Origin of the sequence: Flavobacterium humi, from assembly GCF_004745595.1 — a bacterium.
GTDB classification, from domain to species: Bacteria; Bacteroidota; Bacteroidia; order Flavobacteriales; family Flavobacteriaceae; genus Flavobacterium; species Flavobacterium humi.
This window is the reverse complement of record NZ_SRLH01000005.1, coordinates 9,257-35,448: the sequence shown is the minus strand read 5'-3', so window position 1 is coordinate 35,448 and position 26,192 is coordinate 9,257. Positions and strand designations below refer to the sequence as shown.

Genomic DNA, 26,192 nt, shown 5'->3' with positions numbered 1-26,192 from the left:
GTTATTGTTTTTATGATCTTTGTTGCATTTGTTTGAATTCCAAAATGATAAATTCAGCCGGCCTTGAAGGAGCATAACCGATTTTTACGACCATCCGGCCTTCTAAAACATCCAGCGCCGACATCGTTTCATTTAACCCTACAGAAACAAAGAAAGCGTGTTCCGGTTTTCCTCCTGCCAATGCGCCATCATTCCAAAGCGTGGTCAGGTAATTGTCTATCATCCCTTTTACGCTTACCCAGGTTTGAGCCACATTTGGTTCGAAAACAAATTGCATACAGGCTTTTTTAGCGGATTCTTCAATCATATTGGCCAATCTTCTGACATTGATGTATCGCCAGTCGTTGCTGTTTCCTGCCAAAGTCCTTCCTCCCCATACCAGGAATCCTTTGCCCGTGAATTTTCGTAAGGCATTGATGGATTTTCCTGTTTCATGGATATTCATGTCTTCCTGTTCGGCATCATTGATATCTGCTGTCAAACCTACAATACCGTTGATGCTTACATTTGCCGGCGATTTCCATACACCTCTGGTAGCATCTGTCTGCGCATAAATACCGGCCATGGCTCCGGATGGAGGTACCGTATTCATCGTTTGTGAAAGTTTCGCGATAATGGCAGGATAAAATGGAATCTGAGAGGTTAAATTGTTTTCTTCGAACAATAAAAACTCGTTCATGGTTTTCAATACATTATTTGTAGCATTGATAATCGAAGCATACATTTTTTGGATAACCAGCTGGATTTTGCTGAAATCCGGTTCGTTATGGGCCGGGATTGGGCCATTAACCGGAACTGCCACACTGATAGCACCGTTTTTATAAGGGTTTGGCGTTGATTCTGTATAGGTTGATATATTGCCCCACACATTTTTAAAATCCGTATTGGCATCTAATGCTGTTAAAGCCGCAACTGCCGTGGTTCCGTCTGCCTGCTTAAGGCCATCGCTATCATACGCTTTTTTGAAATCAACCAGGTCCTGTGCATATTTTTTAAGGAAATTGGTTACCTGTTCCTGTGCTACGGTGGCAAACTTGCTGCTGGTCAAGGTAGGCGCTTCCGGTTTTCCTAACGTTTTAAGCAAAGCCCAGCATTTGTCTATGCTTGTTTTTACTTTGGCTTCGGTGTTAATAGGAAGGGTAAGCACGCCAGGAGCCCAGGCCGCTTTGACAGTAGCAAGGTCTGCGATTATTTTTTCAAATTCCTCAATAGAAGCTTTTAATCCGATATTAGAAGACAAGATGGCTTTAAAATTAACCTTAGTAGCCGTTACACCATTAATATCACTGAATCGGAAGGAATATGGGAAAGAACTTTGCAAATACGGATAGTACGCTGAACCGTATTTAAGGTTCTGGTTTCCTACGCTATCTCTAAAATTAAGGCTGTCGGTCACAAGGCCGGCATCTTGCTTCACATCCATGATAGTGAAACGATCCATTAAATCCCCACATTGTTTTAAGGCCTGTTGTTGTACCAAGCCCAGTTTGGCAGCCGTTAGGTTTACCGCATCCGGGAACAATAATAAGGTAGGCTCATCGAATTTACGCAACAGGTCCAGCCCGTTCACAAAATTGGTTTCGCTTGTAATGTTCGAAGCATAATCCCCAATAGAAACAATGTAGCAAACTCCTCCTCCATTACTGAAAAAAAGACGTAAACTGTTGTGCAGCTTAAATTTGCTTTCCGTTACTTTAGTGTTGTCGGTTGGCATCAGGTTTGCATCTAATTCTACTTCTACTGAAGCCGGTACCGGTGCCCCACCAAAAATTTGTTCAAATTCCATAAAAGAAGTGATCCTTGTCGGAACCACTGGCCCTTTTTCCGTATACCCTACAAATGCAGGTACGGCAGTTGCTACTTGAGCAATTGATGGAGGAAATGCATCAATCTCATTGATATATACTCCAGGTGTTTTAAGAGAACTTACATTCATGACTTTTTTATTTATTGTTTATATTTTAGAGTTACTAATGGTTATTCTTCGATTTCTTGGGTTTCCAATAATCCTATGCTATTGTTTTTATCGTTGTCCCAAAGGTTGATTGTAACCTTCTTGATTACTTTTTCCTGGATAGTGTCCGGGTTCTGGATTGTGCACAATCTCATTTTATACAACACCGAAGGCATGTATTTCGATCCTAAATAAGACCACATCTGGTTTAATTGATCCATTGTAAGGCTTACCAATTCAATAGTGATCCTGTGGTAATTCTCCTTCTCCAGGGCTGTTTTCCCTATAAAAGTGTTGTAATCGATCAGTTCCGTATCGTCGTTTTTATAATAGAAGGAATTGTTCTGCTGGAAATAGGCAATAATATTTTTTAACTTCCCGATACCGTCAAGATATTTGGATAGGTCCTTATTATAGGAACTGAACAATAAGGAAAGTATAAGATGTTGGGTGGGATGTTTGTGCTTCGATATCGAAGTGTGGTCATTTGTATTCTTTAGATAAACCGATTGGTTCTTGAGCGTCTTATCTTCTTCAATATTGACTATCGACAAAATGATTGGCGATTTTGACTCGATAAAATCATCGCCGTCATTAAGTGTGGCAATATTGGTAATATTGATAACCGTTTCTCCCGGATCAACAAGTTTACTAAGTTGCTCTATAACAAATTTTAAATCCATCTTTTTTATTTTAACTGGAAGTTTTATTCTTAAAAACGTATTCTATAAAAAAGGGGGCTTTGATAGAAATGAGTAAGTAGGTATTTCATTTCAACGTACAAAGCAACTAAAAGGAAGTTGAATATTTGTAAGGAAAAACCTTATTTTTTATGGGTGTTTTTCCCCTTTTTGAAAGGGTATTTTTCCTTATAAGAGGCAAAACCCCTTATTTTACTGGTGTTTCGGGTAAATTCCGGAAAATAAAAAAGCCCAACGATACTGTTGGGCTTTTTTCAAGGCAAAACGATTATAAATCAGAAAGCATGATTCTTTCGGGTTCGTTGATCATGGCGTCAATTTTATTCTTAAAGGCCAGGTGGCATTTGTATTTTTCGTCTAAAAAAATCTCTTTCAGGAAAAAACATTCCTCATTTATCCTGGTGTGGTAATCTACGACTTCGAAGGATTTCAGGGGAATGGAAAGTCCTTGTCCATTGGCCTTGATAACGGCTTCCTTCTGTGTCCAGAAATCATAAAAAGCGGTTTCCTTGTTATGGATGACCATAAGGTTGTCCCATTCCGATTTGGTCATTTGCATTTCAAAATCCTCGATGTTTATTTCATTGATGATTTCAACATCAATACCCACATCATTACTATCGGAAATGACGCAAACCACTATCTCGCCAGAGTGCGATATATTGAATTTGGTAGGATCATCATTAAAAAAAGGCTTGTCATAAGACGTGTAACTAAGGTTTTCGTTCTGATAGTCTTTATCCATTTTCTGCAGCCCGTAGTTCAGGAGCAACCTTCCTAATAATGATAATTGGGCATCTTGCCATCGCTTGAAGACCCGGATTTTTTCCTGGAAATCTTTCGGGAATTTATGCAGATGGGTTTTGATCAGGTAATCATGGTTTTCTGCGCAGATATAGGAATATAAAATTTGTGTCATTCTTATGGGGTCATTTTACGGATCGTATTTAGTCAATAATTTCAAATACTATGGCTTCAACGGCTCCGGTGGCAGAATTAATAACCCCTACATCTGATGTTACTTCAGACATCCTGACCCAAACGCCTCCGTAGGAATCCCCAAAACCAAATGCTCCCCATATCAGTTTGTGCGGTGTCCATTGATTGTGCTCGTTAGGGGCCGAAAATCCAATCGAATCACTAAATTCCTGTGCGATAAAAGCATCGGTCGTCAAGGCAAGATCCAGGGCTTCCTGCCATTGGCCATCGTTTAGGTATTTCCCCACAAAAACATCCTTCCCTTGGTATCCCCTTGAGGCTTTTATGACGAATTTTTCCCTGTTATCCCGAAGTAATGCCGGCAAATCGTATTCCTGTTGCCTGAAGATCGTTTTTGTATGTCCGACCGGTGCAGTCCATGGGATATTTTTCAGGATCAATTCATTTTCTTCTGGTGAAAACCTCCCTTCAAGAGCCAATTCCCGAAGTATGGACAGGTTTCTCTTATCGCCCAGCATCCTAAGGCCGAGATGGTCGGGAAAATACACATTGTCCATAATGAATGCCCTGAATACTGCCGGCGAGATTTCCGAGTCCAGGCTCAGTACGATTACACTGTGGATGATTTTATCTACCATATATAAATTCCCGCTGATGAGTTCCAATGCCTTCATATCGCCGGTACAAGCTTCTCCTTCCAAACCGAATTTAGCCAGTTCCTGCTTGAACAAATCATCAAAAAATGCTATGTTCAGTTGTTTTTCCGGGCCATCTTCCATGTCTCTCATATCAACAAACAAATTAAGGGTCTTGTTTTCCTTCCCGATATGTTTGATGACCTGGCCGATAAGGTAATTCATATAAATCTGCAAGGTATTCCTGGTCCTGTAATGATTGGCATGGTCCTTCTCCGATAAAGCGGGGTGGTTTCTCCTGATGACTGATTCCAGGCTTTGTATTTGCCAGCCTCCCAAGGAAGAACCGATGTTGGCTTCGAGGATCTTAAACCCGTCTTCAGTATACGTCAAATCCAGGCGGCAGCCCAACTCAAGGTTTTTCTCATGGCACATCATGCCTAATTCTGCCATCATCTCATCGCCTTCAAAATAGAAATCTGCAATTTTTTCCATGTTTTTATTGAAGTACAAATCCGGGATTTGCTGTAACAATTTCGGGATTTTTACTGATAATTCCATCAGCTGCGCCGTCATTTCTTCATTGATGAGAATGGGCCAGGCAGTTACCGGATACCCGTAATTCCTGAAGGCTTCGGGAACCATGTCATCATTGGTGTCAATCCTTGATGGAAAGGCATTGCCTCTCCTGAATTCTGAAATTTTTTCCGAAAGGATCGTATATTCTTCTGTTATGTTTGCTATCATGATACAATGTTTTTATTTTTTTCTGTTGCTGAAACGCGGTTTAAATGATTCCCCAATACAAGAGATACGTGGCCAGTAACAGGTTTGAAAAGATTACTGAAAAAATAAGGCCCCGCTGGTTCGTTTTCTTTATCGTCGCCATGAAATACACCGAAGACAAAGCCAAACAACCTAAAAATCCGAATACTAAAGAAAAAACATACCCGAAATGCTGCGGCAAGCCAAAGGCCAGGATAAAGAAATTTTGCTGTGAGACATTCAGAATGGCCATGATCAAGCTTCCGAAAAGTGCCAGCCCTACGGCGGAAGTAATAATCAGGCAGATCCTCATAATTTTATCCTGGCTGGTGGAATAGCTTTTTTTCAGTAATTTGATCAGGTACATGAACATGAAAACCAGCATAATGATTAAAGCCAAAGCCAGAGGGAACAAAAAGATAGGGTTCAGTTCGCCTATACTGTTGCCTGCTTTGGAAATTCCCTTATTGATGATCACACTGGTAACCAATTCGATTTTGTCCGCTTTTTGGAAGGCAAGTACCTCCGGCAGATGATGATCGATGAATTTTTCTGCCACTTCTTTTCCGATAGAAGTAAAACTCGGTACGTGCCCGTAAGTGTCCGCTGCTACATTGTAACCGTGAGGGAATCTTCCGGCGACTTTTTCCCCATTGGTTTGGGGTGTGATAGGATCGAATTCCCCTGAAAAAACCAACACCGGATATTTGGCCGAAGCCAGGTTTGAAAGGTCATGGTGCTTTTTGGAAGCGGCAGTCCGGTTTTTATTCCAGGCATCGCATACTTTAAAATCCGATTTGTAAAACGAGATCCCACCTTGCAACCCTTTAAATTGGGCGGCGTTTTGCTGGTATTTTGAAAAATCATTGTTCGGCAGGGCTTCATTGCAACTCATGCAGTAGTACACGGCGTAATCCATCTCCAGCAAACTTGAAAAAGCACTCACCAGGTTGGCCAAAGGCTCTTCTTTTCTTTCATGGAATTGGTAAATCAATAATGGAATCACTTCTACCAATTGCTTGTTGTACAGCGCCTGTTGGATGGCTACCTTGAAATCTTCGGCATTGTAGGTGAAACTGCCCGAAGGCACTATATTTTTATCAACGGCTACCGTCAGCGGGTTTTTTTCCAGGTCTGCAATTACGCTGTAGTATGTTTTTTCCAGATCCGGATACTGCGCGTTGTATTTTTTATCCTTTTTGCACATGTCGAAAATTTTATGCAAACTGGCCATATAATTGGACGTGTTCTCTACATAATAGGTCGAGATGTCATAAATGGCCGAATCCAGCACCAGTGATTTTACATCTTCAGGGAAATTATTGGCATATACCTGCGCAACATAGGTTCCGTAGGATACTCCGTAAACGTTCCAGTTGGTATATTTCAACGCAGACTTTAGGGCATGGAGGTCGTTTGCAACGGCAAAACTGTTGTAATCATCAATGTTTATGCCTCTGTTGATAAGCTCTTGCTTGCACAACATTGCGGCATCTGCTTTTTGCTTTTCATCTTCTTCCACCGATTGGTTTTTGGCCAGGATATCCAGGAATTTTTCGCCTAAATCTTCCGATAGCCTCGGCTGGCACAACCCTGTTCCCCGAACGTCGAATATGACAATATCGTTGTTTTTGCGCAACGGATGATCGAGCCATGACCAAATGTTCACAATCCCTCCGGCTCCCGGCCCTCCTTGTATGAACACTACGGCATTATTGCTTTTTTCGTTTGACGTTTTCTTTAAAATGGTTACGGCAACTTTTATGGTTTTTCCGTTATTGACTCCCCAGGTTTCCGGAACGTTTAGATATCCCCAGGCGATTTCCTTCGGATTTGAATCTTTAAGCTGAGGCAGCAATGGGGCACTTTTTTCAAAAGTCACGTTTTGCGCCTGTATATTCCCCGTAAAATGGAGCAATGCAAGAAGGATGATACTAATTGTTGTTTTTAATTTCATAACGTTTTTTTTAGTTTTTAAATATTCAGGGTTAAAAATTCAAGCCGATTTCAATGGTCCTTTCTTTTTCAAAAGGCAGTTCAATAGCCAGTTCCGCTAACTGTTTCTCTGGATTTTTTAGGATTTCCGATAGTAACTGCGCGTATTTCAATTGGATCAATCCGATGGTTTGTGCCGAAAAATTCCGGGCGGTGTATTGTATGCTTCCCGATACGTTTTCTTCGTTTATCCAAAGGGTAACCAGCAACGGCAACCTGCTGTAAGATCCTTTTACAGGCATCATCTGAAACTGCAGGCCATCGCACACCGAAATCGTACGGTAATCAAACGATGGGTTTTGCAATACGAACAAGACGTCTGTTTTCAATTGGTTTTGAATGGTTTGCGGAAGGTCCTGATGCTCATCAATCGCTAATAAGTCCTGATGGGTTTGGTGGAGCATTTCCAAAACGGTCTGGGCCGAATGCATCCGGGAACGCAACGGGAGTGTTTTTACATACATCCCCAACTGATCGTGCAATTCCGCATGCGTCCTTCCTGAATTAACCGTTCCGATACAAAAATCCCGCTTGTCGAACATTTTATATACCAGTATATTAAAAACACCAGCCAGGATCGTATGAAGCGACAAATTATGTTTCCGGGCAAATTCCTGTAATAGAGCAGGTTTTACAGATTCAAGCAAAAAGTCATGATGGCCTCCGGAATGCTCTCCTTCAAAAGGTTCATCCTCAAAAGGCAGCCTATTCTCCCAGGAATATCCTTTGAGGTATGTTTCCCAAAAGGCTTTGTTTTTTTCATGGTTGGTTTCCAGCTGCTTTAGGTGCCATGCGGCATAATCCCTAAATTGAAAGGCCGGCAAACCTTCCTTTCGGTCCTCCTGCTGGCTGATTGCTTTATAGCTGTCGGCAAATTCGCGTATCAGGATTTCCAGAGACCATCCGTCCATGGCGATATGGTGTGTGGCAAAAACCAGATAAGAATCTCCATTTGCCTCATGGAATAAAGCGGCTTTCAAAAGGATTTCCGTTTCCAGGTCGAAGGCAGTGTCCAGGTATTTTTGTAAAGAGGCAGCCTTATTCCTTTCTTCATGGAAAAATTCCTCAATTACCACAATTACCTCATCCCGGGACTTGATTTTTTGGTATGGAATCCCTCCGGTTTCCATAAAATGGGTCCTTAGTATTTCATGTTTCCTTACTATTTCCAGCAATGCCTGTTGCAAAACTTCTTTACGGATGGCACCCTGGATTTTAAATACAGCCGGCATATTGTAGGCCATTGATTTTTCTTCCTGCTGGGAAGCCAGCCAAATGCCATATTGAGAAGGTGTTATCTCGTAATAGGGTTGCTCTTCTACCGGTTCGATACGGATACTTTTTACAGTTGCCTTTTTTCCGAGGTATTTTGAAAGGGTTTGTATCGTGGGATAGTCAAACACTTCTTTCAATGTTATCCTGTACTGCAATTGCTCGTTTATGCGGTTTATCAATTTTACGGCATTTAAGGAGTGGCCGCCCAACGCGAAAAAATTATCCGTAGTGCTGATTTCTTCCATTCCCAATACTTCGGTATAAAAACCATACAGCTTTTCTTCAATAGCTGTGGTTGGTTTTTCTTTGAGGCCCGCCGTTTTTTGTATCGTTATTTCCTGAAGGGAAAGGGCTTTCCTGTCTATTTTTTTATTCGGTGTCAACGGAAATTCTTCCATTTGAATGATGGCATGTGGAATCATGTATTCCGGCAATTCCTGACGCAATGCATCGATAATCAAAACCGTGTCGGGCGCTTTTTCAGTAATCACATAGGCAATCAGTACTGCTTCCTGGTCTGCTTTTTTCTGGGCAATCACCACCGATTCCTTAACGGTTTCCAGCTGGTTTAGTTTAGTTTCGATTTCTCCAAGTTCAATGCGATAGCCTCTTATTTTTACCTGATTGTCGTTTCTGCCCAAAAACTCTATTTCGCCTTTTTCATTCCATCGGCCCAAATCCCCGGTATTGTATATTTTTTTATTGCTGCCGAAAGGGCTCGGGATGAATTTCTCCCGGGTCAGTTCTTCATTTTTGAAATACCCTTGCGCCAATCCGTAACCGCCTATATAGATGGTTCCGGGGCTGCCCATGGGAAGGAGTTGCTTGGACTCGTCCAGGATATAAAATTCGGTATTGAAAATGGGTTTTCCGATAACCGAAGCTTCACTGGCGTGCTCTATTTTTTTGCAGCTCGACCAAATGGTTGTTTCCGTTGGACCGTACATATTCCATACTTCAGCACTGGTTTCCAATAGCTTACCGGCTAAGGTTTCGCTTAACAAATCGCCACCGCATAAAATCTTTATGGCTTTATCCCCTTTCCATCCGGCGTTGTAAAGCATCTGATAAAAACTCGGAGTCGCCTGGATGATATTGGGTTTGAGTTGGTCCAGTTTGGCCACAATAGCTAAAGGATCGGATAAAAGTTCCTGGCTGGCCACATATAGGGAAGCCCCGGAAATCAATGGGGTGAAAAATTCAAGGATCGAAATATCAAACGATTGCGTCGTAACGGAAAACAGGCAGTCGTTTTCTGCTATTTTAGGTTCCTGCCGTATGCTGATCAGGAAATTGAGCAATGCCTTATGGCTGATGGCCACTCCTTTTGGGCTACCGGTAGATCCTGAAGTATAAATAATGTAAGCCGTATCTTCTGAAGAAAACCGTTCTAATCCTGCTTGTAGCCCATCATGCTCTTCTTCCAGGATTGACTCCACAGTAATGATCCTGCTGTTGGTATGCAAGTCATGGTCTATATTCCGGCCGGCAATAATTTGAGCTACTCCGCTGTGTTTTATGATATACTCCAGGCGGTCTTTCGGGAAGGACGGATCTAGCGGGATATATGAATTCCCGGATTTTAGCACTCCTAATAACGTAGCCACAAGGGTTGCCGAACGATCCATCAGGACTGCAACAGGTACCGGTTTTGCACTTGTCCTGTTTTTTTGCAGGTAATGGGCCACCTTGTCCGAAAAAAGGTCTAATTCCCGGTAAGTGAATTTTCCCTCCTGGTTTGCTACAGCTGTTTTATCAGGTGCTTGAAGGACTTGCTCTTTGAAATAATCCAATAGGGTGGCTTCTTCAGGAAATCCTGATTGGGTATTGTTGAAGTTTTGCAGCAATTGTTCCTTTTCCGTTTGGGAAAGGTATTGGTATTGGGAAAGTGCCTTCTTCGGATTGTCTGTAACGGCAGAAAGCAGGGCCTCAAAATGTGCTGCCAGCCTTGAAATAGCTGCCTGGCTAAAATAATTGACATTATAATCAAAGTCAATTTTCACATCTTCCAAGGGATCGAATTCCCGGATGTAAATGGCCAAAGCGACTCTTTCCGAATGATGCGACAAAGGAATTACCTTCGTTTCGGTATTTAGGAAATGATCGGCATAATTTTGCTTTTCGTAAGACAAGGTGATGTTGAAAAGCCTTTCATTTTCGTGGAACAATCCCAATTCCTTTATCAATTTTCCCAAAGGGAACCGCTGATGCCTGTAATCCTGGCGCAGTTGCTGCTTGATGTTTCTGATGAGTTCTTCAAAATTATCTTCCAAACTGAATTGTATCCGCAACGGAGAGACGCCCATAAATAATCCCACTGTTTTTTTGAAAATGGATTTGCCCCTGTTGAGTACCGGAAGCCCAATGGTAAAATCGGTATTTTGATCTTTCCTCCCGAAATACAGGTAGAGGACGCCCAAAATGACATGGAAAGTCGTGGCTCCCAATTCTTTGCTTACCTGCTCCAATCTATTGTAATGGTCTCGTTTTATGATGATTTCCTTCCTTTGGCTTTCATTTGGCTTAGCGGAATTCTCTTTTTTCTCCAATAGCTGTTCCTGAGGCTGCCGGAATTTTTCTTTCCAATAGTTTTTATCGTCTTGATAGTCGTCAGAAAGAAAATACGCCTGGTCGTCAAGGACAAAATCCCGGTACGTATACGGATATTCGGAAGTTACTGCTCCAAAAAGCATGATTTCGTTGTAGTTTTTGACCAATCGCTGGAACATTAACGAAGTGCCCCATCCGTCTGTAATAATATGGTGGTACACCGAAAACAGGTAATGCTCGGTTTGGCTTACCTTCAGTAGGATAAATTTGTGCAACAGCTCCCGGGTGTCCATCCTCAGGGCCACCTCGAACTTTTGCTGCATAAACGCATTGGCATGGGCATCAGGGTTTTCATCACCGGAAAAATCCAGGTATTCCAAAACAGAATCATGTGTTTCCAGGATGTTGATGGTGACTTCTTCTGCGGATTGGCTGATCACACTTCTATACGAATCGTGCTGGCTGATCAGGTCTATATAGGCCTGGTTAAGCACTTCATGCGAAATGGTTCCGGTAATGGCAATTTTGGCTCCTATATTATAAATAGGGTCATCAGGGTACATCAGTTGTTCGAAATAAACGTCTTGCTGCGGAAGTGTAAGTTTCATTTTTGATAAAAAAATAAGAATAAGAATCCCTGCAATCTTCAGGCAAGTGAAGGTTGGCAACTTCTTTTTCAGTTGAAAAAATACTTAAATTAAAAAGCGGATCAGGCCCAGATATTTTCGGTCAGTTCTTCTTTGGTAGCGGTGTGTATATCTTTAACAATGTTTCCATAATCAAATTTTACGATTCTGTCCGCCATATGGAAATAGGCATCGTCATGGGTAACGGCAATGATCGTTTTGCCTTCTTCCTTGAACTTCGGCAAAAGGATTTCGTAGAAATATTTCCTGAAATGCGGGTCCTGGTCGGCGGCCCATTCATCCAAAACCATGATCGGTTTTTGTTCCAGCAAATTAAATATCAGAGACATACGCTTGCTTTGCCCTTTTGAGAATTTCCTCCTCACAGAAGCATCTTTATCGTCTGTGATGATTTTGTCCATTTCCATGGTTTCCAATAACTTGCTATACGTTTCATTATTTTCCAGGACATAATTGTCGTAATTTTTGGAGAACAAATGATTGTCTGTGAAAACCGCAGCAATCAGGTCCTGTATATTTTCCCCGTTCTTGTGCTGGTTTTGGCCCTCTATGATTATTTCCCCTTGCGTAGGTTTGTAAAGCCCCGTAAGCAAATTGATAAAAGTGCTTTTCCCGGAACCGTTCCCTCCGACAATAAAAATAGTCTCTCCTTTTTGAACGTTCAGGTTAATAGGCCCGAGGGTAAACGCCGTGTCTTCCTCTTTGCTCGGATAGGTAAACCCGATGTTTGAAAATTGTAGGGAATCAAAATCGTGAAGGGTGTTTTCGGGAGAAACAGTTTCTTCTTCGGTTACTTCAAAATCCTTTATAAAATTGGAAATCCTGTTGTTTGCCACAAAAAACCTTGTGTACAATTGCTGTAAATTGATGATGTTGTTGATGGGCCCGGATATGAACAGGATGATCACGACATAGGCGATAACATCTTCTTTGGTAAGCAAATCAAACGCCGGCAGCACAAATAAAATAACCGATACGACAAAATACAAACCATACTGGCTGATCAGGTTGATGGACAGGAATACATAATTGATGTTAAAATCCAGGTCCATGGCCTGGTCCCTGTTGGGTATGATAAATTTGTTCATCAGGTTTTCCCTTCGGAAGAAATTAATCTTCAATTCTTTAAAGCCCCGGATGACATCGTCTACCGATTTGTAATAACCGTCATTGTATTCCCGCAATTGGTTCACTTTTTTGGACATCGTGTTCATGACCATAAAATAGCAGACCGCCACCAGGACAATAAGGCTTACCACGATCAGGGCCGATACCAGCGAAAGCGTGAACATATAAATCAGGCACAGGATGAGCATCAATACCGAATTGATGGTATGGGTAACGGTATAAGGCAACAGGGAAAAAGTCCTTAAATCTTCCACGACAGTGTAAAACCTTTGGGAACCGTATTGCTCTAGTTTTACCAGCGGCACGCTTAAGATTTGCTTGAAGATTTTTTTCTCGTTTTCATATAATAACTTAAAAGAGAATTGGTTCAGTTTTTTCTGGAAGATGATATTCAGCAAATACGTATACACCAGGATGGCCGTAAAGACAATCCCCATATAACCTTGCAGGAATGCTTCGTTCCCGGCCATGGCGTTATTAATAATGTATACTATCGAAAAAGTCAATAGCGTATTGGGAACCGCATATAGCAACAGATAGAGGATTTCCCTTTTTTTGATTTTCAGCACTTGACTACAGGTTATATTAATACTAATTTAAATTCCATTCTTTCGGCATCGATCTGATGGATCATTTCTTCGATATCCTTCGGATTCGCGCTGCCTTCAAACATGTGGATTATCTTCAGCAAAAGCTTGATGATCCTTAGGGCCAAAGACTGTTTTTTCCGGGTATCGGTTTCTGTGGTAATGGTTTCGTTGAACATAAAATTCAAGCTGCCCAGAATATATTTAAACTTCATGGACAGGTTTTCCGAAAGGGCCACATCATTGATGATGACCGGCTCAAATTCTCCCTTCACCTGAATTTTGGTTTTGATGTCAAATATGTATACATATCCGTTCGAGATATGATATACTTCTCCTGTTGTATTCTCCATACGCTGTTTTTAAAATTTTAGTTGGTACATGGTACAATTAGGCGAGCTACATTATATAGCGCCTTTTGAAAATGCTCTTTTATGCAGGTTTAGAAGAGTTTATGAGATTTTTAGGTCCAGTAAAGGTTCTTTCCGTGTGATGAAAGAGCTCCTTACGATCTTTGCTATTTCTTCCGCGTGGTTGTAAAGGAAGAAATGGTTTCCTTCCAGGATTTTATGCTTCAGGCGGGAAGTGGTGAACCTGTCCCAGTTTTCGATCTCGCTGCAGGTTTCTTCTTCCGTGCCCATAATGGCATAGATAGGGGTGGTAATCAGGATGCCTTTTTCTAAAGCCGTGTCTTTTTCGAGGCATTCGAAATCAGCCCGAATAATCGGTGCGAAATAATCGAACAGTTCTTCATCGGTAAGCACTTCTTCCGGAACGCCTCCCAGATACCGCAGCTCCTCTTTAAATTCGGTATCATTTAGTAGGTAACGTACAATTTCCCTTTCTTTTTTACTTCCCGGCCCGGAATTTCCGGAAACGATCAGCTGTTCCGGGAAATGGCCCCGTTTTTCGAGTCCTGAAACAACGCTCAGGCCTAAAGTGGCTCCCATACTGTGCCCGTAGACAATAAATGGCGAGCCATCCCTCAATTTCAGGATTTGGCCGAGATAATCTTCAATGGCTTCTTGTTTGGCCTTTATCAGTTTTTCAGTAGACCTTTTCCCCCGTCCTGGAAGTTCCAATGGCAGGAATTCGATATCCGTTTTTAAATGTTTTTTTAAAAAATCGAACGAATAAGTGCTGCCTCCTGCAAAATGTAATACGAATAATTGCATAGAATCTAACGGTTTTAGTTCCTGTTGCTTTCTTTTATTTGCCTTTCCTTAAATTGTTTTTCGGCAAAGCGGTATAAAAGCGTGATATTGAATTGTTCCGCATTACGGTTCGAGACCTTGTTCAGGATGTAGCCCGGGCTGCTTGTCCTTTGGATTTCTTTTCTGGAATCCAGTACATTTATAGCATTGAAGCCGACAGTCAGTTTGTTGGACAGGAAGCTTTTGTTCACGGACAAATTCAGGTAATGGTTCGATTTGGTAGTCGTTTGGGCGTTGGAGCTTTTCCCGACATAATTCAAAAACCCCTGGAAATTGATTTCCTTCGGAAGTTTTACCTGCGCCCTTACCTGAAGCTGCCAAAATTCATTGGAAAAGTCAAAATCCTGGTCCTCATAAATCCCTTCCTGGGAAAAACGGTAGAAATTAAAGCTGGAATACAGGCTCAGTCTTTTAATCGGGTTGTAATTGACAGACGTTTCAATACCGTACTTACTCTCCATATCCAGGTTTACCGGTAAGGCTACAAAGGAATTGTTCGCATCGCGGTACACATAATATTGCATAAAATCCTTTGTCCTGTGGTAGTATACGGAAGCATTCAGGAACACTTTCTCGAAATTCTTGTTCCCTCCGAATTCAAAGGCATCGGTATATTCCGGATTCAGGTTAGGGTTTCCGGCATATTGATAGGTGAAATCCTTTATTTCATTGAAAGGGTTCAAATCCCAGATGGAAGGCCTGTTTATCCTTTTACTATAACTCCACTGCAATCCGGCTGTTTCGGAAAAAGTATAACCCAAATGCACAGTCGGGAACAAGCGGTTGTAATTGATTTTTTTGGTAAACTCCCTGTTTTCATCGCTTATTTTAACCGAAGTATATTCGTCCCTCAAACCGATAAGGTAATCGAATTTCCCCCATTCGTTTCCGTACTGCACATAGGCGGCACCAATAGTCTCGTTGTAATCCAGGTCGTTATCCAGCCCGTTGAAAACCTGCCAGTTATTGGATACGAAATTTTCCGCCAGGTAAGTATTGGTCACGTTCCTGTGCTCTCCTTTCAAACCAAAATCAAGCTTTCCTTTTTCCTTTATGGGAGTGGTGTAATCCGTTTGCAGGACAAAATCCTTATTCCCGTTTTTATTGTTGGTCCTCAATTGTTTAGGAGTTTCGATAATCGGTTTCACTTTTTTGGTATTGATGTCCCAGTCTTTTGTACTGTTCCAAAAGTCGTATTGGAAATCTACCGTAAACTTTCTTCCTTTTTTATCGAAATTCCGCAGGTAATTCAATTCCAACTGGTTATAACTTCTGTTTTCTACTGATTTTGTATTTCTTACCAAAACACTATCCAGGGCATTTTCGGTATAATAATCATATCCGATCAGGGATTTGTCACTGTCTTTGGTCACATTGATGTTATACGCCATGGTAATGGTTTCCTTATCGTTTAAGTAATAATCAAACCCTCCGTAAAATAATTTCCCGTCATCATGCCTGTTTTCATCTTCCATTTGCAGCAAAGCTTTGTTGAATCCGGATTGATTGTATAGTTGATTCGAAGAATATTTACCGATATAATCTGTATAACGCTGCCCGACAGTGGCAAAGAAATTAAGTTTGTCCGTTTTGTAATTGACAGAACTTCCGATGCGCGAGTCAATCGGGACGCCGTAACGCAAAGTCAGTTGCCCGTTTATCCCGTCTTTCTTGTTTTTCTTCAGGATGATATTCAATATCCCGGCAGAACCCGTTGCCTGGTAGCTTGCGGAAGGGTTGGTGATTATTTCCACCCTTTCGATACTTAAGGCCGGGATCTGGTCCAGCGCGTTGTTTAAGGTAAGGCCGGTTTGCCTTCCGTTTATAAGTATGGTCACATTGGAATTTCCTCTTAAACTTACCTGGCCTCCGGCATCAACGGTAACAGATGGAATGTTTTCCAATATATCCAAAGCCGAGTTGCTTTGCGCCAGGATGTCTTTCCCTACGCTGAACACTTTTTTGTCCCTTTTGAAGGAAAGCGTGCTTTTTTGGCCTACGACCACAACTTCGTTCAGGAAATTCACATCCAATTGCAATTTCAGGCTGCCAAGGTTCATTTTTTTGTTCGAATCATTCAAAACCGTTTCTTTGGAAAAAGTAATATACCCGCTGTAACTGATCTCTACAATCAGTTTCTCTGTCGGGACGGCAATTTCAAAGCCACCGTTCTCTTCGGTCATTCCGGCCACAAGGAACTTTCTGTTCGCATCCAATATCGTAATATTAGCATAGGGCATTGGTTCAGATTTTTCATTGATGGCTTTGCCCGAGATCATTCCCTTAAAGTTGGTTTTCGCCATTTGAGCATGTGTCAAAGTGCTTAAAAAAAATAGTAGCAGAACAGCGCTTTTTAACCTGTTTTTATCTTTCATCTCTATGTTTTTATACTATTTGGATTGTTAAATTTTGCGAATTTAGCTAATTTGTAGCTCATTTATTACATTTTTGTACTCAATAATTTTTTCTCCAAATAATCTTTCTGCTTCAACCCCTTTGTTTCGGCAATATTCCAGCAGTTGGTTGGATTGTACAATCGGTTCCGATTCGCTGGTATACTTGATGGAACTGATATGTTTCAACCAAGGTTCCATTCCCATAGCATAGACAAATACCGTTTTGGCATCAAATACATCGATAAGCGCCCTGGCCTGGTCAAAATTACAGCCTGCCAATCGTCTGGATTCGTCCATGTCCCTTTGTATCCCATTAGGCAACAACGGCCCGTAAAGCCAGGATAAAGGCGCGCCATGGCATTCCATCCCAAGGAAAACCACATCAATGTCCCCTATTACTTTTTGGATCCTTTCGTATAATTTTGGTGCAATATTGCAGGAATCGGCTGCAAAAAGCATCTTGAATCCATCGTTGAATTCGATGCTGTGGCAGATTTTGCTTCTCACGTCCAAATCACAATGCTCTCCGATGAAAGGCAATCCGGTAATTTTAAAATCAGGGAAATGCTTGATTTCCATGTCTCCCAATTCAATAATATTATGGAACCCGATCTTTTCGAACATCAATTTCAAACTTGGGTCCTGGATATTCCCGCCGCTGCATTTCGGAACGATGATATGCCCGATCCTGTGCCTGATGCGTAATAACGTTTCAAATAAAATATGGTCCTGGTGGTTATGAGTGATTAAGATATAGTCTATTTTTTCCGGCAGGTCTTCATAGGAGAACCTCGAAATATCGGTTTCATAACCGTAGCTGATGATTGGGTCTACCAGGATGGTTGTTTCTTTTGTTTCGGTTAAAATACAGGCATGGCCAAAATATCTGGTCAAGACGCCATCACCATCATATTTCTGGTATTCTTTTGGTGTTTCGGTGGTAAAGAATGTCCGGAACAGGATTTCTTGAGCCGGGTCGGTTATTTCAAAAATCTCCAGGATTTCTTCGTATCGTTTAGGTTCAAGGGACATTTCGAACAATTGGTCGATCTTATCGCTGTTGAAAGGAATGTCAAGCCTTAGGATTTCAGGAGAAGCCAATTTTGGCGTACTCAATACGAAAGTCCTGGAATCGTCGTCCAAAACCAAAAAGAGGTTCACGCTCTGGATGCTTTCATCATAATATTCGGTTTCATACAATAAGGATTCAAAAAAACGGAACGAAGGGTTGTTGTTGATGTCATACACCAATTCCACCAATCCTTGCAGGCTTTCCGGTATCAGCGGATACAAATCTATCAGGGCGTATCCTTTGGCACTGTTCTTCAACAAACTGTGCAATTCGAGAATATCATCGTTGAGTTCCAGTAATTTGGCACATTTTTGGGTAGTCCCGTCAATTAACGATTGGATTTCATCTACCCTTCCGCCGTTGTAATCTATAAAAGGGCCGCCCAGCATTTTAGGGTTTTTGACCGCTGCCGCATGGATCATCGGATTCTGAACATAGGATTTCATGATCTTGAGGTGCCTTGATTTGATGTTCATCGCTGCGGTAGCAGGAGAAACGATATGCGGCCAGGCATACCAATTGTCAATTAACGGCTCAATAACTAAATTGGGTTTGATGTATACTAAATCTTCATTGTTGATTTTCATGGTCTTTATTATTTGTATTAATTGTTTATTATTAGCTCTGTTGAAAAAAATTATCTTGCTTTTGCTTTACTTTCACATAGTCGGTTTCGGCGTTGATTTCCAGGATCAATCCGTTGTCGTACATGCTGCTTTTGATCTCGACCGGATAATGCTGTTTGCTGATCAGGTCTAAGATTTTCACGTCATTGTTGTCCAGGTGGATGTCCGGGTTCCGGTTCCCCGAAAGGTCCAGATTGTTGAACGACCCCAGCGTAAATTCGCTTAACCTGAAGTTGTTTTTAGCCTGGAAAGCATTATCCAATAAGGTATACGGAATCTGCTGGGATTCTTTTGCATCCAAATGACTCTTCTGTATGGTAGCTGTTATGGCCTCGATACTGCCCTGGTTTTCCATGACAACCTCAACCGGTATGGTATTGGTAAACTGGCCGATCCTGTTTTCCAAATCAAATCCCATCAGTTGCGTATCCCTGGAATTTACCGTTATGTCGATAAAAAACGCCGGGCTGGTTTGAATGTAATTTTTCAGGCAATAGGAAAGGATGTAATTGCTGAGCAGTATTCCGTTTGCCCTGCAAAACTGTTGCATTTCGCCCAGTTCAATCTCACCGATTTTGACGGTAATCCTTTTGGCCCCTTTGTCTTTATTCCTTTGGAAAGGAGATAAATGCCCGTTGCTTCCAAGTGTCGCGGAAAGGGAGTCAATCCTCTTACGAAGCGTTGTTTCAAAAGCGGTTGTAGCCAGGTATTTCCGCTGCAGTTTTGAAAAGATCCCGTTACCGCCGGTTTTTAAATCGATGGTATTCGTATGGCCGTTGTACATTTCGTTTATAGCATCGATCAACATATTATTCGACTGGAAATCGGTCACGATATGATGAATCGTTATTTGTACGATAGCGTCGGTGCCGTCATGGCATACATCAATATGGCACATGTCGCCTTTCTCCAGGTCAAAAGGATTGTTTTTGGCTTTTATGAAATAATCCTGGATGTTTTTGCTTTCTTTCAAATCCATCTGGCTATATACAACATGCGGTGTGAATGCTGAAAAAGGCACCAATTGCTGGTAGGTTTCTTCTCCATCCTGATAAATTTTCATCCTGAGTTCCGGGATGCATTCGAATACATTGGAAATCGTCTGATCGAATTTTTCCTTGTTGAAAGGAGCCAGCTCAAAGGTGAAATATTGGATTGGATGCGCATAAAGCGTGCTGTTGGTGTATACTTTTTGATTGACGGACAACGGCACCGGTTCCTGGTAGATATTCGGTTCGTAGCTCTCTTCAAATACCGTTTCGATGGTTTCCAAATGTGGGACAAGATCGCTTATCCTCGGGTATTTAAGGATAGTAAGTACCGATAATTCATAACCTTCTTTTTTCAGCTTTGCCGAAACCTGAATCGATTTTAGCGAATTCCCGCCTATTTCATAAAAATTATCGAAAACACCTATTTTCTCCATGCCCAGGACTTCCTGCCAAATAAGGGCCAGTTTTCGTTCCGTTTCGTTTCTTGGAGCGGTATATTCTTTTCTGATGATGTCTTCTCCTGTAATGCCCGGCAATTCCTTACGGTCTATTTTTCCATTCGAATTCAGCGGCATCGATACCAGTTCAACATAAAAACCGGGAATCATATAATCCGGAAGGTTTTCCGATAAATAATTCCGCAAGTCCGATTTGTCGATAGCGGAGGCAGCCACATAATACGCCACCAGCACTTTTTCGCCTTTCATTTCCTTGGCCACGACCACAACCTGCTTTAAAGATTCCGAATATTGCACGATCCGGGCTTCTATTTCGCCCAATTCTATACGGAATCCGCGGATCTTGACCTGTTGGTCTTTCCTGCCTAAATATTCTATATTCCCGTCCGGCAGCCAAGCTCCGAGATCTCCGGTATCATACATTTTCGTGTTGGCCAGGAATGGGTTTTCGATGAATTTCTCTGCTGTCAGTTCCGGTTTGTTCAGATAGCCTCTTGCCAATCCTGCCCCGGAAAGGTAAATTTTGCCGGGAATCCCAACAGGGACTAATTTCAGTTGCGTATCCAGGATATAAGCCCGGGTATTTGACAGCGGTTTCCCGATAGGAAGGGAAGTATACCCTTTGTGTTGTATCCTGAAATAGGTACTGTAAGTCGTATCTTCCGTAGGGCCATATAAATTGTAAACTTCAACGGTATCCAAAGGTAGTTTTTGCAAGATGTCATTAGAAATGGGTTCTCCCGCCATATTGAGTACCGATACGTTTTCCCAGGATACGTTTTCTTCCAGCAATTCCCTCACTACAGAAGGCACTGTATTGATCAGTATTTTAGCATCTTTATTTATAAAATCACCTATTTCCAGGCCGTTCTTTAACACTCTGAGTTTTTTTCCTATGGAAAGCGGATAGAACATTTCGTAAACGGACAGGTCAAAACAGTAAGACGTTGTGGCAAATACGATATCGAACCGCTCTGCTTGATAATAGTCCTCCGACCATTTGATCAGTTCCACAGCATTCCTGTGTTCGATCATTACGCCTTTAGGATTGCCAGTTGTCCCCGAAGTATAAATAACATAAGCCAAATCTTCAGGGCTGCTGATGCTTTCTATATCCTCTTTTGAATATTGGTGCGAATGGTTGTAAAAACGCTGCAATTCTTCCAAATCAAAAACCAGTTTGCAATTACTGTCCTGCTCCATATAAGCGATACGTTCCTGCGGATAAGCCGTATCTATGGGAACATATGCCCCGCCGGATTTGAGTATCCCCAAGATGGCCAGAATCATTGCTTCGTTCCTGTCGAGTTTTACTCCTATAAGATGGTTTGGCTGGATGAGGAATTTCTCCCTTAAATAACCTCCTAATTGATTCGCCTTTTCATTCAGTTCACGGTATGTTATTGCCGTATTTCCGAAAACAACCGCCGTATGGTCCGGGGTCTTTTTTACCTGTTTTTCAAATAAGCTGACAATCGTATCCTGCTCCAAATGGATGAGTTCCGTATCATTGAATGTTACCAAAAGTTCTTTTTCCTCTTCGGGAGACAAGATCAGGCGCTTGTTTAAAAGGACGTTTGGCTGTTTGGTCAAAAGATCCAGAAACGCCGTATAATAATGATGCAGTTTTTCTATTGTGAGTCCTTCTTTTAATTTTCGCTGCTGGCGCCAGGATACTTTTATTCCGTTATGGACAGGGCGTACAAACAGGTCCAGGAAAGTATTGGTGGCCTCAAAACTGATATCGGTAAACTTCGATTCTTCCGTTTTTTCCGATTCCTCTACATTCATTTCATTATAGATATGGAAATCTACATAATTGAACATCGTATCGAAAAAAGGGTTTTCGTCCCTGTTGTTTTTTGAAAAACGGGTGTGCAGTTCGAATAAACTGATGCCTTCGAATTGTTTTTGGATGTTGACCAGGCGGTTCACTTCCTGTGTGAATTCCAGGACAGTACCATGGGTTTCTTTGACACGGAAAGGAATAGTATTCAAAAAGCAGCCCAGTATTTTATCTCCGTCTTCAGACAAAGGCCTTCCACTTGTTACGATACCGGCCAGAACATCATTGTCATAGGTGAGCATTTGCAACGTATGCATATATGCGGCAAAACTTGCTGTTTTCAAACTGATTCCGGAAGTTTTGCTGAAAAGCTGCAGGGAATCATACAGCGTTCCTTCAATCACAAAATCACGGTTGGAAGAAACAGCCACATCGGTAAAAATGTCCAGGCGTTTGTAATCTTCAAGCGTATCGGTCCAATAGGCATTATGGCTTGGGCTCTTCTTGATGCATTTCTGTTCAAAAACATAATCTTTATAAGTCAGGGAAAGCGTATCTTTTAGCACGGCGTTTCCATCTTTTACAATACTGACATAGGTGTTGTTAAGCTCGGTCATTAAGGACGCAACGCTCCAGCCGTCCAGGATCGCATGATGGAATTGAAACAAAAGATGCCATTCTTTTTGGCCCGTCTTATAAACTTTCATCCGCCAAAGGCCCGGTTTGGCTATCTCAAAAGGATTTTCAGTCCGTTCCAGGAGCATGAATTTTTCAATTTGGGATTGTTGTGCCTGCTGGTTTTCACCCGAAATATCTTCGTATGCCAAAGGAACTTCAATGGTATCATAAACCAAATGCACCGGTTCGCTGTAATCCTCAAGATTATAGGCCGTACGCAGCAATTCATGTTTTTGGACCAGGAAATCGGCAGCCTTTGCAAAGGCATCCCTGTTAAAATCCGATGTTGGGACAGGGAAGAAAAACTGATCGTGGTATATTCCTTTTTTGCCGTTTAAGGACGAAGCGTACAACATCCCCAATTCTATGTCGCTCATCGGGAAAATGGAAACAATATCCTGCTCCTCCGGTTGTAATTCCTGGGATAATTTTTGGAAATCTTCTTCTATTTTTGATTTTACGAAAGGAGAAATTTCGCTTTGCATCCGTTCTGATTGTACAGATAACAATTCGCTTATTGATAATAATGCATAAATATCGGCCAGTTTGTAATTAAGCCCTAATTCTTTATTGATTTTGCTGAGCACGCGGATGGCCCGGATGGAATCTCCTCCCAATTCGAAGAAATTATCCGTGATCCCGACTTTTTCAACACCTAGGACTTCCTGCCAGATCAATGCTGTTTTTTGTTCGTTTTCGTTTCTTGGGGCAATATATTCTTTTCTGATAATGTCTTCTCCTAAAACACCTGGCAAGGCTTTCTTATCGATTTTGCCACTGGCGGTCATGGGTAGGTTTTCCAGGGCAACATAAAAACTCGGGACCATATATTCCGGCAGCTTTTTTTGCAGGTAATTGCGGATTTCCGCCTTATCTGTTTCTTCTTCCGGAAGGTAATAGGCAACAAGCGCTTTTTCATTGTTGACTTCCTTAGCAACTGCTACGGCTTTGAGGATACCCGGATATTCCATGAGTACTTTCTCGACTTCGCCTAATTCTATCCTGTTCCCTCTTATTTTTACCTGGTTGTCCATTCTTCCCAAATAATGTATGGTACCGTCCGGTTTCCATTGTGCTAAATCGCCGGTGCGGTACACTTGGTAACCCTGCCGGAACGGATCTGGGATAAACCTGTCGGTGGTAAGTTCGGGAAGGTTCAGGTAACCTTTGGCCACCTGTATCCCGGAAATCAGCAATTCACCCGGAATGCCAATGGGCTGGAGCTGGAAAGCTTCATTTACAATGTATATTTTGGTATTCGCTATTGGTTTTCCAATGCTTACTCCTTCTTTGATAACGTCTGTATTGCTCAGGTCGATAGCTGTTACGTCAATGGCTGCTTCTGTAGGGCCATATAGGTTGTGAAGGCGTGCCTTTGGGAATTTCTCTTTGCAATCCTGTGCCATAACTGCCGGTAATTCTTCACCACTACAGATGATATGGGCCAGGCTGCTGCCTTTTTCCCCACTGGCTTCCAACAGGAATACGCCCAACATGGAAGGTACGAAATGGACAATCGTAACTTTTTCCTTGTGGATTAGTTCCTGCAGGTAATGCGGGTCCTTATGCCCTTCCGGTTTTGCGATGACCAAAGTGCTTCCGGTTAAAAAAGGTAAGATCAGCTCCCAAACGGAAACATCAAAAGTATAAGGGGTTTTTTGAAGGAATACCGCATCGCTTCCCGCATTCAGGTACAATTGCATCCAAACCAAACGGTTATACAATCCGGCATGATGGTTTAGGACTCCTTTTGGTTTCCCCGTAGAACCGGAAGTGTAAATGCAATAAGCCAGATGGTCTGTTTTAACCGTCAATGGAAGGCTTTCTTTGCTATAATTGTCCTGGAATCCCTTGAATTTTGCCAATTCTTTTTCATCCAGACAGGTTTTCAGGTTGCCGTCTTTTATGATATACGCTACCCTATCATCCGGATAAGCCGGATCAATTGGGACGTATGCTCCTCCTGATTTCAGGATCCCGAATACGGACAGGATCATCCTTTCGCTCCGCTCCAATTGGATCCCCACCAAATCATCCGGCTGGATATTGTAAAAATCCTTCAGGTAATGTGCCAATTGATTGGATTGCTCGTCTAATTCCTTATAGGTGACTTTTTTATTCCCGAAAACAATGGCAATAGCGTGAGGTGTTTTTTGGGCCTGTTCTTCGAATAAATCCAAAATCGTTTTCCCTTCCGGGTACGCAACTGATGTATCATTCAAATCAAACAGCAGGTGGTTTTTCTCTTCCTGGGAAACATAATCTATTTCCTGGATCAGGACATCAGGATTTTCCAAAGCCTTGATGAATATATTTTCCAAATGGCATAGCATCGCCTCCATCTGAGAAGATTCGTAAATATCCGAATTGTAGATGCTGTTTACCGTGAGTCCATCTTGGGATTCGGTACATGTAAATTCGATATCAAATTTTGATGTTTTTGTTGTTCCGCCATAACTTTCCACTGATAAGCCTTGTAACGATTGCTGGCTGTTCAGGTTATTGAGCTGGCCTTGGTTCTGCAGGACAATCATCACATCAAACAACGCGGAGCGGCTTCTGTCATGGGCAATGTTCAATTTATCGACCAACTCGTCAAACGGATACGTCTGGTGCTCGTATGCTTTGAGTAGGAGTTCTTTTTCTTTTTGGACCAAATCCGAGAAACTATCCTTCTCCTCAATCCTGGTCCGTATCGGCAATGTGTTTAGAAACAATCCTATCTGGAGCTCCAAATCCGGGTGTTCCCTGCCTGCGATCGGGGTTCCGATGATGATGTCTGCCTGGTTGGAATATTTATACAATACTGTTTTTATACCTGCCATCAAAACCATAAAGAGTGTCGCGTCCTGTGCCTTTGAAAACTGTTGCAGCTGTTCTGAAAATACCTTTGAAAATACATGCGAACAATGGTTTCCGTTATAGGTCTTAACCGACGGTCGCGCTTTGAGGCTTGGCAAATCCAAAACAGGCAATTCTCCTGAAAACTGGTCCAGCCAATATTTTTCAGAAAGCATTTGTTTCTCTTTCCCCATTTCGCCATTGAGCCATACGGCATAATCCTTGTATTGTATCTTGAGTTCCGGCAATTGCACTTCTTCTCCCTGAACCAATGAATTATAGATTTGAATGAGTTGGGAAACCAATAATTGTATCGACCAGCCATCACCAATAATATGGTGCATGGAAAGCGAGAACACATGGTTGTTTTCCGCTACCCGAAGCAACGAAGCCCTCAAAAGCGGTGCTTGCTCCAGGAGAAACGGGATGCTGTTTTTATGTTGCAGATAGTCAAAAACAGAACCTTCAGGATCATTTTCACGGCTGAAATCCTTTTCTTCTATCTTAAAATCCACTGCATCTGCCGGAAGGACATATTGCGAAATTTGCCCTTCTTCGTTTGCTTTGAAAAAAGTTCTTATGATTTCGTATCGCGCTATCAAAACCTGGAATGACTGCTCTAGCTTAGAAACTTCCACAGCCCCTTTGAAAGTAACTGTCAAAGGCATGTTATAAGCCAGCGAACCTTCTTCAAACTGACTCAAAATCCAGAGCCTGTACTGTGAAGCGGTCATAGGATAATGGTCTTTTTCCGGTGCATTAGGGATGTGGGAAAAGGCGGAAAACATCCGGATCAGGTCTTCCTTATTTGCTTTTATTTCTTCAATGAGGCTTTCGGTCAACGTCCCTTTGGGAGCGCTTATGTCCAATTTGCCGTTTTGAACACTCAGGATAATACCCAAGGATTCAAGTTTGTGTAATATTTCCATTCGAAATTATGTGTTTGTTGAAAT

The 26,192-nt window shown here is 42.0% G+C and carries 12 protein-coding genes; all 12 read right to left on the bottom strand.

The features are described from left to right. Positions 1-10: 10 nt before the first annotated feature. The 12 genes from E4635_RS09885 to E4635_RS09830 all read right to left on the bottom strand — a co-directional run bounded on the left by E4635_RS09885 (position 11) and on the right by E4635_RS09830 (position 26,168). Positions 11-1,936: a phage tail sheath C-terminal domain-containing protein gene (locus E4635_RS09885; RefSeq protein WP_135526486.1), complete on the bottom strand. Its 1,926-nt coding sequence runs from the start codon at positions 1,934-1,936 to the stop codon at positions 11-13. 41 nt (positions 1,937-1,977) lie between these two features. Beyond that, on the bottom strand, positions 1,978-2,637 hold the full coding sequence (locus E4635_RS09880; RefSeq protein ID WP_135526485.1) for a Pvc16 family protein: 660 nt from the start codon (positions 2,635-2,637) through the stop codon (positions 1,978-1,980). Positions 2,638-2,923: 286 nt separating this feature from the next. Then, positions 2,924-3,574 carry a 4'-phosphopantetheinyl transferase family protein gene (locus E4635_RS09875; RefSeq protein ID WP_135526484.1) on the bottom strand — a complete coding sequence of 217 codons (651 nt, stop codon included), beginning with the start codon at positions 3,572-3,574 and terminating at the stop codon, positions 2,924-2,926. Positions 3,575-3,602: 28 nt separating this feature from the next. Beyond that, on the bottom strand, positions 3,603-4,976 hold the full coding sequence (locus E4635_RS09870) for a hypothetical protein (protein ID WP_135526483.1): 1,374 nt from the start codon (positions 4,974-4,976) through the stop codon (positions 3,603-3,605). 40 nt (positions 4,977-5,016) lie between these two features. Next, positions 5,017-6,951, bottom strand: coding sequence for an alpha/beta fold hydrolase (locus tag E4635_RS09865; protein ID WP_135526482.1), 1,935 nt, complete (start codon positions 6,949-6,951; stop codon positions 5,017-5,019). A 31-nt stretch (positions 6,952-6,982) separates the two neighbouring features. Beyond that, entirely contained in the window at positions 6,983-11,422 is a 4,440-nt protein-coding gene (locus E4635_RS09860) for a non-ribosomal peptide synthetase (protein ID WP_135526481.1), read from the bottom strand. A gap of 101 nt (positions 11,423-11,523) precedes the next feature. Beyond that, positions 11,524-13,158, bottom strand: a complete 1,635-nt coding sequence (locus tag E4635_RS09855) for a cyclic peptide export ABC transporter (protein ID WP_135526480.1) — start codon at positions 13,156-13,158, stop codon at positions 11,524-11,526. An 11-nt stretch (positions 13,159-13,169) separates the two neighbouring features. Continuing rightward, the gene (locus tag E4635_RS09850; protein WP_135526479.1) at positions 13,170-13,529 is read right to left on the bottom strand and encodes a hypothetical protein; all 360 of its coding nucleotides are present in this window, start codon (positions 13,527-13,529) and stop codon (positions 13,170-13,172) included. 99 nt (positions 13,530-13,628) lie between these two features. Continuing rightward, positions 13,629-14,351, bottom strand: coding sequence for a thioesterase II family protein (locus E4635_RS09845; protein ID WP_135526478.1), 723 nt, complete (start codon positions 14,349-14,351; stop codon positions 13,629-13,631). A 14-nt stretch (positions 14,352-14,365) separates the two neighbouring features. Further along, the gene (locus E4635_RS09840; protein WP_169630238.1) at positions 14,366-16,693 is read right to left on the bottom strand and encodes a TonB-dependent receptor domain-containing protein; all 2,328 of its coding nucleotides are present in this window, start codon (positions 16,691-16,693) and stop codon (positions 14,366-14,368) included. 114 nt (positions 16,694-16,807) lie between these two features. Next, on the bottom strand, positions 16,808-18,445 hold the full coding sequence (locus E4635_RS09835; RefSeq protein WP_135526476.1) for an MBL fold metallo-hydrolase: 1,638 nt from the start codon (positions 18,443-18,445) through the stop codon (positions 16,808-16,810). Between the two features lie 31 nt (positions 18,446-18,476). Next, positions 18,477-26,168, bottom strand: a complete 7,692-nt coding sequence (locus tag E4635_RS09830; RefSeq protein WP_135526475.1) for a non-ribosomal peptide synthetase — start codon at positions 26,166-26,168, stop codon at positions 18,477-18,479. Between the last annotated feature and the right edge of the window lie 24 nt (positions 26,169-26,192).